This is a genomic window from Gilliamella sp. Pas-s25 (assembly GCF_009795885.1).
In the GTDB taxonomy this organism is placed as follows: Bacteria; Pseudomonadota; Gammaproteobacteria; order Enterobacterales; family Orbaceae; genus Gilliamella.
Genome location: NZ_WTEV01000046.1, coordinates 1 through 9883, shown reverse-complemented (window position 1 = coordinate 9883; position 9883 = coordinate 1). Strand labels below are relative to the sequence as shown.

The 9883-nt window shown below is 34.1% G+C and carries 14 protein-coding genes; 12 read left to right on the top strand and 2 right to left on the bottom strand.

The features are described from left to right. Nucleotides 1-252: 252 nt before the first annotated feature. Both GQ593_RS12870 and GQ593_RS12865 read left to right on the top strand, forming a co-directional pair. Complete coding sequence (locus tag GQ593_RS12870; RefSeq protein ID WP_160432399.1) at nucleotides 253-453, top strand: hypothetical protein; 201 nt, start codon at nucleotides 253-255, stop codon at nucleotides 451-453. Continuing rightward, on the top strand, nucleotides 446-835 hold the full coding sequence (locus GQ593_RS12865) for a hypothetical protein (protein ID WP_160432398.1): 390 nt from the start codon (nucleotides 446-448) through the stop codon (nucleotides 833-835). Before GQ593_RS12870 ends, GQ593_RS12865 begins: the two co-directional genes overlap by 8 nt. Before the next feature lie 38 nt (nucleotides 836-873). Here the strand turns inward: GQ593_RS12865 and GQ593_RS12860 are convergent, their stop codons facing one another. Continuing rightward, on the bottom strand, nucleotides 874-1122 hold the full coding sequence (locus GQ593_RS12860) for a helix-turn-helix domain-containing protein (protein WP_202115497.1): 249 nt from the start codon (nucleotides 1120-1122) through the stop codon (nucleotides 874-876). 136 nt (nucleotides 1123-1258) lie between these two features. Here GQ593_RS12860 and GQ593_RS12855 point away from each other — a divergent pair, with 136 nt between their 5' ends. The 10 genes from GQ593_RS12855 (at nucleotide 1259) to GQ593_RS12810 (ending at nucleotide 9069) form a co-directional block, all read left to right on the top strand. After that, the gene (locus tag GQ593_RS12855) at nucleotides 1259-1552 is read left to right on the top strand and encodes a type II toxin-antitoxin system RelE/ParE family toxin (protein ID WP_065561130.1); all 294 of its coding nucleotides are present in this window, start codon (nucleotides 1259-1261) and stop codon (nucleotides 1550-1552) included. 2 nt (nucleotides 1553-1554) lie between these two features. Then, a complete protein-coding gene (locus GQ593_RS12850) occupies nucleotides 1555-1857 on the top strand; it encodes an addiction module antidote protein (protein ID WP_065561131.1) in 303 nt (100 codons plus the stop codon). A gap of 73 nt (nucleotides 1858-1930) precedes the next feature. Next, nucleotides 1931-3133, top strand: coding sequence for a hypothetical protein (locus tag GQ593_RS12845; protein WP_160432396.1), 1203 nt, complete (start codon nucleotides 1931-1933; stop codon nucleotides 3131-3133). Continuing rightward, a complete protein-coding gene (locus GQ593_RS12840; protein ID WP_160432395.1) occupies nucleotides 3117-3902 on the top strand; it encodes a phage BR0599 family protein in 786 nt (261 codons plus the stop codon). Before GQ593_RS12845 ends, GQ593_RS12840 begins: the two co-directional genes overlap by 17 nt. A gap of 12 nt (nucleotides 3903-3914) precedes the next feature. Beyond that, nucleotides 3915-4154 (top strand): hypothetical protein, encoded by a 240-nt coding sequence (locus GQ593_RS12835; protein WP_065638155.1) that lies wholly within the window; start codon nucleotides 3915-3917, stop codon nucleotides 4152-4154. Continuing rightward, a complete protein-coding gene (locus GQ593_RS12830) occupies nucleotides 4154-4372 on the top strand; it encodes a hypothetical protein (protein WP_160432394.1) in 219 nt (72 codons plus the stop codon). The genes GQ593_RS12835 and GQ593_RS12830 overlap by 1 nt, the downstream gene beginning before the upstream one ends. Continuing rightward, the gene (locus GQ593_RS12825; RefSeq protein ID WP_160432393.1) at nucleotides 4342-7149 is read left to right on the top strand and encodes a phage tail protein; all 2808 of its coding nucleotides are present in this window, start codon (nucleotides 4342-4344) and stop codon (nucleotides 7147-7149) included. Before GQ593_RS12830 ends, GQ593_RS12825 begins: the two co-directional genes overlap by 31 nt. A gap of 3 nt (nucleotides 7150-7152) precedes the next feature. After that, a complete protein-coding gene (locus GQ593_RS12820; protein WP_160432392.1) occupies nucleotides 7153-8019 on the top strand; it encodes a hypothetical protein in 867 nt (288 codons plus the stop codon). 167 nt (nucleotides 8020-8186) lie between these two features. Then, nucleotides 8187-8639 carry a Panacea domain-containing protein gene (locus GQ593_RS12815; protein ID WP_160432391.1) on the top strand — a complete coding sequence of 151 codons (453 nt, stop codon included), beginning with the start codon at nucleotides 8187-8189 and terminating at the stop codon, nucleotides 8637-8639. Nucleotides 8640-8649: 10 nt separating this feature from the next. Then, complete coding sequence (locus tag GQ593_RS12810; protein WP_160432390.1) at nucleotides 8650-9069, top strand: hypothetical protein; 420 nt, start codon at nucleotides 8650-8652, stop codon at nucleotides 9067-9069. 575 nt (nucleotides 9070-9644) lie between these two features. Here the strand turns inward: GQ593_RS12810 and GQ593_RS12805 are convergent. Continuing rightward, on the bottom strand, nucleotides 9645-9883 hold a 239-nt coding region (locus tag GQ593_RS12805; RefSeq protein ID WP_160432389.1), incomplete at its 5' end, for an integrase core domain-containing protein.

The following is a 9883-nucleotide window of genomic DNA, read 5'->3' as shown; positions in this document are numbered from 1 at the left end:
TTATTCATATTTGTTCCTTTTTTAGTGGTGATAAGTTTACCTTACCCCTTAAAAAAGTTGTATGAATTAGTGTAGCCGATCCATTGTAAGGCAACCCTAATTTGGATTTCGAGTAGCGTGTAACAGTCAAATACATAGCACCTATTAATTTTTTGTAATTAGTATAAATTTTCTTTACTCTTTACCTTATGGTATTTATAATTACCTCCAAAGATTGATAATCTAAGTTATCAAGTTTAAAGGGGGGCAATAATGAAAATAAAATTGACAAGTATAAAGAATGTTTTTTATTCGATAGCAAATAATAACATTTTTAATGAAAAATGCCCTTACATTAAATCAAATAGTTCTAATTTTAAAAGTGACTATAAACGCTTATCAGGCGATTATAAAGCTGTTTCAAACGATTTAAAAAAAACAATAGAAAAGAATAGAAAATATTTGTATGGCTAGATCAACAAGGTTGCATGCTCAAAAAACAAGAGATGGGGATCTCGGTATTGCTATGTCAGAGCACTCTATAGATTCCCCAGTTATTCAAATTGAGGCTCTGGAAAGACTTCATGCGATTAGACCAGATAAAGTAGATTGGGTTTTTGAGCAAACAGAAAAAGAAGCCGAATACAGAAGAAAGAATGATGGGCGTGTTAACATTTTTATTTTTATCGAAAGGCTTTTAGGTCAAATATTTGGGTTAGTTATTGGTCTATCGGGGATTACTGGTAGTGTATACTTAGGGGTTAATGATCATGAGTTTTTAGCTGGAACTATTGCAACAGCAACCATTGCAACATTAGCTGTGTCTTTCATAAAAGGGCGAAATTCTAAAGGATAGTTCACTTAAAACACCAACCCGCTTCGGCGGGTTTTTTATTAAAAATCTAACAGTTCAGGCTTGATTTGTAGTGCTTGGGCAATTTTAATTCGTGTTGCTTTTCTTAACTTTTGGCTTTTTTCATATTGAGAATAAACTGATTGGCTAATACCTATTTTATTCGCAACTTCAACTTGAGATAATTTTAAATACTCACGCCATGCTTGTGCAGGAGAATAGTTATTATCAAAAAACATGTTAACAACTTCGTTTGGCACACCTGTTTCAACATCGATTGTTTTATTCATTATTATTTTTATGATTAACCTCAATATAAGCATTATATAAGTTTTAGTAAAAATATAAATAATTAGAATTGATAACCGCAGTTGACATTCTAACAGTGTAAGATATAATAGTTTTAAATTAAAACAGGAATAAAGCATGATTACTGTAAGTTATACACCGCAAATGGAAAAATGGTTGAAGTCGCTTAAAGATAAAACTGCAGCAGCTAAAATTAAAGTTCGAATTCGTCGTATGCAAGAAGGTAATTTTGGTGATGTTAAGCCTGTAGGCAGCGGTGTATCAGAAATGCGTATTCACTGTGGAAAAGGGTATAGGGTTTATTTTGTTAACCGCAATAATGAAATTGTTATTTTATTGTGTGGCGGTGACAAGGATACACAACAAACAGATATTAAAATTGCTAAAGAATTAGCAAATAAATGGGGTTAATTATGACTACAAAACTAAAAACTTTTGATGTGGTTGATTTTTTAAATACTGATGAAGAAATGCAAGAATATTTAAATGCCGCAATAGAAGAAGGAGACCCTAAATTTTTATTTATTGCGCTTGGTGATATAGCTAGAGCTAAAAACATCAGTCAGCTTTCACGTGATACAGGTATAAGCCGTGAGGGTATTTATAAAGCGTTATCAGGTGAGGGGAATCCTACTTTTAATACAATCTTTAAAATTGTTCAAGCATTAGGTTTGCAAATGCAGTTTTCCTCACAAAAACATGCTGATTGTTGTTAACTGAGTATGGAAAATCTAATGTAGATATACAAAATAAAATCAAACCTAAAGCTCGCTATTGCGGGCTTTTTTTATGTCTAAATTTGAGGTCATAATGCCAAATGTTATAGCTGAACAGCCGATCAAGGGGGCAACTGAAAGTTTTGAGTGGCTCACCGATATTATCGAATCTAGAGATGGGCGAGAGCATCGAGTAATGTTACGTTCATTACCGCGAGTGACGCTCGTTTACTCATTTATAGCGCATCCGCACAATAGGAACTATTATCTGAATTTGCTACGCAATAATTTAACTGATATTTGGTTAATTCCCAATTGGCTAAGAGCAGTTTATGTTGGTCGCATAAATAAGGGGACAACCATAGTCGAGAATCATTTTGATAATCATACTGGTGATAATTTGTTGATTTATCAAGATAGTACAAAAAATGAAGTTGCGAAGTGGTTAAGAGCATCAGAAAAAAAATCGTTAGAGTTTGTGTTTCATAATGAGCGCCAGCCAAAATTAGAGTTTATTTTTAGTAATCCGACTGATGACGGGAAACTAGGTCTAAGCCCTACTACTAATGATTATCAAGCGGCTTATTTATTATTATTACAAAAATGCTATTTGAATAATGCAGCGTATAAAACGTCAGGCTTTGATGCTCAAGTTGATGTAACCTTGGAAGTGGTCGAACCACCAATTTATCGTGAGCCAACAATTCCAAAAAATATTTATCTTGATATTGAGGTCCTGCACAACAATTATGGTGTTAACGAATCTGTGTTAAATAAAGATATTGATATTGTTGATTATGGCATGGGTAAAATTACCAGAATTGATAGATGGGAACGCACAAAGCAGTCAAGATCTATTAATTTTTATCTTGATGGTTTTGATGAGATAAAAAAATTTAAGGAATTTATTTATCGTAGAGCTGGTAGCCTCAATCCGTTTTGGTTATGTGATGGTGACGTGAATATATGCGGAAAAGTTCGCGGTAATCAGATTATTATTCGTGATAGTCATTACGACGATTTGCCGTCCTTTAAATATTTATCATTATTTCATGATAACGCTATTTCTTATGCAAGAATCATCAGCGTGAGCAATTCTGCTCACAGCAACATAATAATAACTATTGATAAAACTATCGAGCAACCAGTCAATAAGATTAGTTTCATGATGCTTTGTAGGTTTAATACCGATAAAGTGCAAATTGAATACGATACAAATCAGCAAGCAAAGTCAGATATTCCAGTCATAGAGGTTTTTGATGATCAATATTTTTAAACAATCAGAGCTATATGTTTTTAATGATGGTGTTAACACCTATCGTTATACGAGCGGTATGCGCGATTTATATATCGACAAAAATATTTATGTTAAAGAATCAATTGATCGCAGTTCAATAAAGCGTGATGCATCATTGTCTAAAAACAAAATAACTATAACAATGCCGATAACGAATCACATGGTCAAACAGTGGATAATTCCAGATATAACAAAATATCTACTAGTTGATATTTACACCTTGGATAAAAGAAACTCAATCACTATGTCATGGAGTGGACGATTAACTCAAACGTCTACATCAGATAAAGAAATGACGATGACGTTTGAACTATTAATTACGAGAGCAGGGCAAACGGGGGTAAATGATAGGGTTCAGAGAAATTGTCGATATTCATTGTATGGCGAACGATGCGGACTAAATCGTGAAGATTTTAAGGTGGTGGGCAGTGTTACATCGTATAAAAATGATGTGTTAACTGTTACGTTTGAACAAGACGTACCGAGCGGATATTTTACTGGTGGAATATTGCAAACACCAAACGGCGAACAAACTTTTATTAAAGATCATTACGAGGCATCGGTTACGTTGTTCAGGCGAAACCAGCAACTTGTCAATAATCTAAATAACGGGATAACTACTGTCACACTGTATAAGGGATGCACGAGAACGCTTGAGTCGTGCAACACATTTAATAACACCCTTAATTACGGCGGTTTTCCCTATCTTCCTTTAGAGCCGTTAAACAACGGTAAATCAATTGTTTAATAGTGAGGTTTTATGTTTGCATTAGTTGCAGCATTGGTTGCTGTTGTTGTCGGTTTAATCGTTGGGGTTGTCGGTTCGCACGGCAAGAAAAATCAACAAAAAATAGAGGCGGATGAATTTAAAACAGGTACGTCAACTGAGGGTACTGAAATACCTATCGTGTTTGGTACGGTAAAAATAACAAATCCGATTTACACTTGGGTTGGCGATAAATCACTAAAAGCTATTAGAAAAAAGGGTGGTAAAAAATAATGGGATTGATTGTTACACGAGAGGATCTGATTGCAGCGCGACAATGTAGCGCAGGTGGAAGAGCGTTTTTTAAACGGCACAAACTAGATTGGTCAGATTTTTTAAAAAATGGTATTGACGCTGAAATTTTAATAAAAATTAATGATGTAATGGCAAATCAGGTAATAGAGCAGGCTAGGTTGAGACTATGGGCGGAAGCAAAAAGAAGCAAACGGTAGGTTACAGATACTATGCGGGTACTAGCATGATATTTTGCCAAGGTACTATTGATAAGCTTATCAACATCAGTATTGCTGACCGCATAGCATGGAAAGGAGCTGTGCAAGATGGAACGTTATTGATTAATAAACCATCTCTTTTTGGTGGTGATTCACGAGAAGGAGGGGTTTCTGGTGCTGTTGATGTTTATTCTGGGCATGATAATCATAGTAGAAATAGTTATCTAGCTAGTAAAATCTCGCAAATTGTACCGGCATATCGTTATGTTGCAGGTGCAGTTTTTAAGCATTTTTATTGGGGTAATAATCCGTATTTAAAAGACATTTCTGTGGTTGTTCAACGTATCCACTATCAGGATGCAAAAAAAACACCGCAATGGTATAACGAGCGTTCTGAAATTAGAATTGGTGATGTGCTGGATAATGTTGCTATACATTTCATTTTAGATACGTCTGCTAGCATGAGAGGTTCGCGCATAAATGCACTAAAGACGGCAATGAAGCAGGCTATTAATAGACTGGAAACGTCAATGGATCTAAATTCGTCAAGGTTGGATATCTTGATCACAACATATCAAGGTGGCTCACCACAAACCAAATTAATCAGAAAAGTATCAAAAAATGATATTCCAATTCTTTTATCGTTTATTGACAACCTAATGATTGTAGGTGGTGAGAATCTTGAGGCTGTTTTGAGCGCTTCGGTTACTTTTTTTTACGGAGTGATTAATCTTGACATGAATCGTTGTTGTATTTTTGTGAGCGACGGGGAGCTTGAAGACGTTGATTCTATTAACAATAAAAATATTCATGATTTAATTAATAGATCAGGTACATTTAATGCGGCCAATGGTAAAGACGTCAATATTTATTGTATTAATGTTAATAATCACAATGTGTCATTAAGCTCAAAGATTGACAACACACCAGTTGATGGCATCCCAGTTATTGATGGTTCAAACTCCACGCTTATTTATGACACGATGATGTACGCTATTAATAATGGCTCTAATGCAGACATGAACCCTGCGCACATACTCAGAGAGTTGGTTTTAAGTCAATATACAGGTTTTAATTCTAAATCCGTCCAAAATATTATTAACGAAGAATCGTTTAAGCGAGCTGCGGATACATTTTACCGAGAAAACCTAGGGTTGTCATATCTTTGGAATAATCAGAGTAAGTTCGAAGATTTAAAAAAAAATATTGAAAAAGCGGCTGATTGTGTACTAGATCAAAACCCACAAACAAATCAGTTTGAAATAAAATTAATCAGAAATAATTACAATGTTGATGATTTACTCGTTTTTGACAAAACAAATATAGTAAAAATTTCGGATATTAAGAAAAACATTGTCACTGAGATGATTAATTCTGTGACAGTGAATTTTATTGATAGAACAAATGATTACAAACAAGGGTCGGTAACGGTTCGTGATGACGCCCTGATCTCAATGGCAGGTAGAGAAAATAATACAACTGTTACATATGACACTATTTATAGTCGTTCGCTTGCCTCCCGAATTGCAATGCGGGATCTAGCGTATTTATCATCAGATTTGGCTTCTGTTACGTTAACACTTAATTTAGATGGAAGAATTTTGAGTCGAGGCGACGTGTTTTTGTTAAACATGCCATTATTGGGGTTGGACCGTGTTGTTATGCGTATAATATCGGTTGATTATGGCACGCAAAAAAGCAATCAGGTGACGATTGAATGCTCGCGTGATGTGTTTTCATTACCGACAACATCGGTTGTTAACTCTCAACCGCCGATATCATCTCCAGTTGATAAAGATGTAGCAAAACCAGTCAAAAACTTTATTATCATGGAAGCACCATATTATGAACTAGTTTATAACTACGGACAAAAAGTAGTTGATCAGTTATTAGAAGACAATGATTTAACAGGCCAAATTTCAGCGGCAATTTGTAATTTACCCGAAAATGCGCTTTTTGCTGAGTTAGCTACTTCTTTGTCAAGCGATTTTGATAACGCAGAAAGCATAACTGATTGCGAAATGAGAGAATTATCTCATCAAATTGACCGAATGGAATCAGTCATAAAATTAAGTAGCGCATTAGAAAACGATGAGTACACATGGGCCATAATTGATGATGAAATTTTATTCGTTGAATCTAGAAATGGCAATGAACTAACCGTGAAACGTGGTTGCCTTGATACTATCCCGGAAGAGCACAAACAAAATAGCAAAGTGTATTTTTGTGGTGGTCAGTTAACGCTAAAATCTGAGGAGTATTGCGAGGGTGACAAGGTCGATTGTCGTATCATCACTCGGACATCAATCAGTTCAATCGATCCAAAAGATGCTCCGGGGCAAATTATTGACATCACGGGACGAGCAATTAGACCGTACCCGCCGGCAAACGTAACAATTAATGGTATCTATTATCCAACATCAATAATAGGTGAAAAAATTGAAATTAATTGGTCGTCTAGAAATCGATTGCAACAGACTTCAGGCATCATGGTTGGCTGGTACGAAGGCAATGTAACAGTTGAGCCAGATGTAAAATATCGCGTTGTGTTGCGTCATTTCACTAATACGCTCATCAATACAATAATCGAAGAACCACGCTTTTCATTTGATATTAGTCATCTAAAAAAGGGCGATTTATCTATTGAATTATCTAGCATTAGAAATGGTATAGAATCCAGTCAAAAATTTAGACATAGTGTCGTTGTTGGTAATGATATTGAGTTTATTTTTAATGAAGAAAAACGAAACAAATTAGAATTTACATTTAAGGATTAAAATATGGCAAAAATAGTTATTTGTAGTAACCAGAGATCTTACGTTGAAGAAATGTTAACCGCGCTTAGCGAAGATCATCAAGTCGCTTTTTGCGATACAACATCGGGCGATTACACGGAAGATTTTTTATCAACATTTGAACTAATTATGGATTATAGAAATTCACGCGAACAAAAAGCAGGAGAACCAATAAAAAAATGTTTTGATAAAGGGATTCCTGTGATAGCTGGCGGTAATGATTATCCCGGTGGGGCATTATTATCAATCGGTATTTCAAATAAACCAGATTATTCACGGAGTTTATATAATTCAAAAGTTATAAATAATAAAGACGTTATTTCAATGAATTATAATAAAAAAGAAATTTCACATTATCCCAAAAATAACAAATCAAACTGGGTTTATTATATCTATAACAATAACAGTACAACTCCTAAAAACATGGCTCCATTAGTGATTTACAGATTTGAAAGTGGATATCGACAACTTTCTGTTGTTAGTGCTGTATTCCGAAAAGGTGATTTGGACATAAACGACAATCCGTTTGCAGCTGATTGCGCGTTCATTGGTTATATGTTTGATAATGAGTTAACAGCAGACGGCTTGAACATAGTCAATGACATTATTTATTGGTTATTAAATAAAACATATGTTACAGCAAAAGTTAAAGATCAAGATGGAACCATGCTACCATCTCAAGAGGTTTATTTACATTCAAGATCAACGGGCGACTTGATATCAAAACACAAGAGTGACGAAAACGGAGAGGTGGTTTTTAGACTCAGGAATGGCTTTGATTACTATGCTGTTGCTTTTGATAAAAAAGGTGGGTTAAAAAACGCAGTAGCAATTGATAACATCATCACATAATAACACTATCAATCTTCAACTTAGACTTCTTAGCACTTGAATTTAGTATTAATACAATCCCAATAATTTGTTGAATAAATCTTTCCTATTTAGATAACTTAAATTATAATCGCTCAAAGTTAACAACGTGAGTTGTGGATAATCTTCCAACAAAAAGGTTACATATTATGAAAAATTTAACGTGCTTTGATGTAGCAAACTATATTCTTTCATTAAATGATAACGATGCTGGTGACCTTATTTCGAATTTGAAGCTACAAAAACTAGTTTATTACACTCAAGGCTTTTCTTTAGCGATCTTTGGTAAACCGTTATTTAATGAAAAAATAGAAGCATGGATGCACGGACCTGTTATTCCCGATCTATACCATAAGTACAAGAGTTTTGGTTCAGGAGCAATAGATACAGATAATCTTGACATTGATTTTAGTAAATTTTCTGAAGATGAAAAAAATTTAATTCAAGATGTATTTAATATGTACGGACAATACTCAGCATGGAAATTACGAAATTTAACGCATGAAGAGCCAACATGGATTGGTGCATATGGTAGAAGTGATTCTACAGAAATTTCCTTAGATAGTATGAGAAAATACTTTTTAACGCAAATAGAAAATTAACTTTTTGTTTATGGCTAAAATAAAGCACCCAAACAAACAAGATAATTCAAGAATAAAACCAAGAGAAAATCAAAAGGTTTCTACAAACACTTTTACACCTATATTTTCATTTGAGCACATGATAGACAAGTGTCATTGTGTGGATTGTTGTGAAAACGATGATTTAGTTGCATTGGTCAAGAGAATAAGATTATTGAGCAAAATAACGTGGAATCAAATACTTTCATCTTCCAGACATAAATTAGGGTGTGAAAAAATTGCTAGGGATTCAATTAACGAAAACATTCCAACAAAATTACATAGTCAGGAAGGTATTAATTTTTTATCTTTAAGATTTAATGGAATGAAGCCGATGATTGGATTTAGAGAAGATCGTATATTTCACATAATTTGGATTGATTTTGATTTTAAAGTTTATAAGCATGAATAAATCATCATAGTTAACTTATCAAACAGACCAAACTCCATTCTCAATCTTCAACTTACAATACTCAACAGCATCATGTAGCATTACAAAATCGGCGATATCATATAGTGCTTTCTGCGTTTGGTAGAACACATAATTGTGATCGTTGTCGCTGTTGATAATGTAGCACTCGCCAGATATTTCATTTTCGAAGTCTTCGGGCGTCATGCGTATGTAAATTGGTAGTGTGTAGTTTATTGTTATCATGATTAGAGAAAGTAAATTGGGATGTGCGATTTTGAGAAAAAGGTCGCAAAAAGTGTTAGAATATGTAAGAATATAACTAAATAACTTATTGATATTTAAGAATGAAAAACTTGATTAAAAGTACTGTATATTCTAAGTTATTTTTATAACTGATTGATTTATAATTAAATGTTTTCGGATTGCAAATCCGTCTACCTCGGTTCGACTCCGGGACGCGCCTCCATTTAAATTAATCAATCCTTTGCTATTTTTATCATGCAAAAGCGAAGAAGTTAATCAAGGATGGTTACCTTGTAAATACCCCAAACCTAGTACACAACTCACGTAGAAAATCATGCTGCTTGTTTTAGTGTTTTATACTCAATCGGTGTCATGTTATTTAGTGCTTCATGAGGTCTTTCGGTGTTATAACTGGTTCGCCATTCTTCGGTTACCTTTCTTACTTGTTCCAGATTATTAAATAAATATAAATCTAATACCTCTGTGCGATAGGTACGATTAAATCGTTCAATATACCCGTTTTGATATGGGCTACCGGGCTCTATATAATCAATGTTTATACCATGTAACT

What these genes read in the sequence shown, in the direction of transcription:
- GQ593_RS12870 (WP_160432399.1), top strand. Translation starts at nt 253, where the DNA reads ATGAAAATAAAATTGACAAGTATAAAGAATGTTTTTTATTCGATAGCA.
- GQ593_RS12865 (WP_160432398.1), top strand. Translation starts at nt 446, where the DNA reads ATGGCTAGATCAACAAGGTTGCATGCTCAAAAAACAAGAGATGGGGAT.
- GQ593_RS12860 (WP_202115497.1), bottom strand. Translation starts at nt 1,122, where the DNA reads ATGAATAAAACAATCGATGTTGAAACAGGTGTGCCAAACGAAGTTGTT.
- GQ593_RS12855 (WP_065561130.1), top strand. Translation starts at nt 1,259, where the DNA reads ATGATTACTGTAAGTTATACACCGCAAATGGAAAAATGGTTGAAGTCG.
- GQ593_RS12850 (WP_065561131.1), top strand. Translation starts at nt 1,555, where the DNA reads ATGACTACAAAACTAAAAACTTTTGATGTGGTTGATTTTTTAAATACT.
- GQ593_RS12845 (WP_160432396.1), top strand. Translation starts at nt 1,931, where the DNA reads ATGTCTAAATTTGAGGTCATAATGCCAAATGTTATAGCTGAACAGCCG.
- GQ593_RS12840 (WP_160432395.1), top strand. Translation starts at nt 3,117, where the DNA reads ATGATCAATATTTTTAAACAATCAGAGCTATATGTTTTTAATGATGGT.
- GQ593_RS12835 (WP_065638155.1), top strand. Translation starts at nt 3,915, where the DNA reads ATGTTTGCATTAGTTGCAGCATTGGTTGCTGTTGTTGTCGGTTTAATC.
- GQ593_RS12830 (WP_160432394.1), top strand. Translation starts at nt 4,154, where the DNA reads ATGGGATTGATTGTTACACGAGAGGATCTGATTGCAGCGCGACAATGT.
- GQ593_RS12825 (WP_160432393.1), top strand. Translation starts at nt 4,342, where the DNA reads ATGGGCGGAAGCAAAAAGAAGCAAACGGTAGGTTACAGATACTATGCG.
- GQ593_RS12820 (WP_160432392.1), top strand. Translation starts at nt 7,153, where the DNA reads ATGGCAAAAATAGTTATTTGTAGTAACCAGAGATCTTACGTTGAAGAA.
- GQ593_RS12815 (WP_160432391.1), top strand. Translation starts at nt 8,187, where the DNA reads ATGAAAAATTTAACGTGCTTTGATGTAGCAAACTATATTCTTTCATTA.
- GQ593_RS12810 (WP_160432390.1), top strand. Translation starts at nt 8,650, where the DNA reads ATGGCTAAAATAAAGCACCCAAACAAACAAGATAATTCAAGAATAAAA.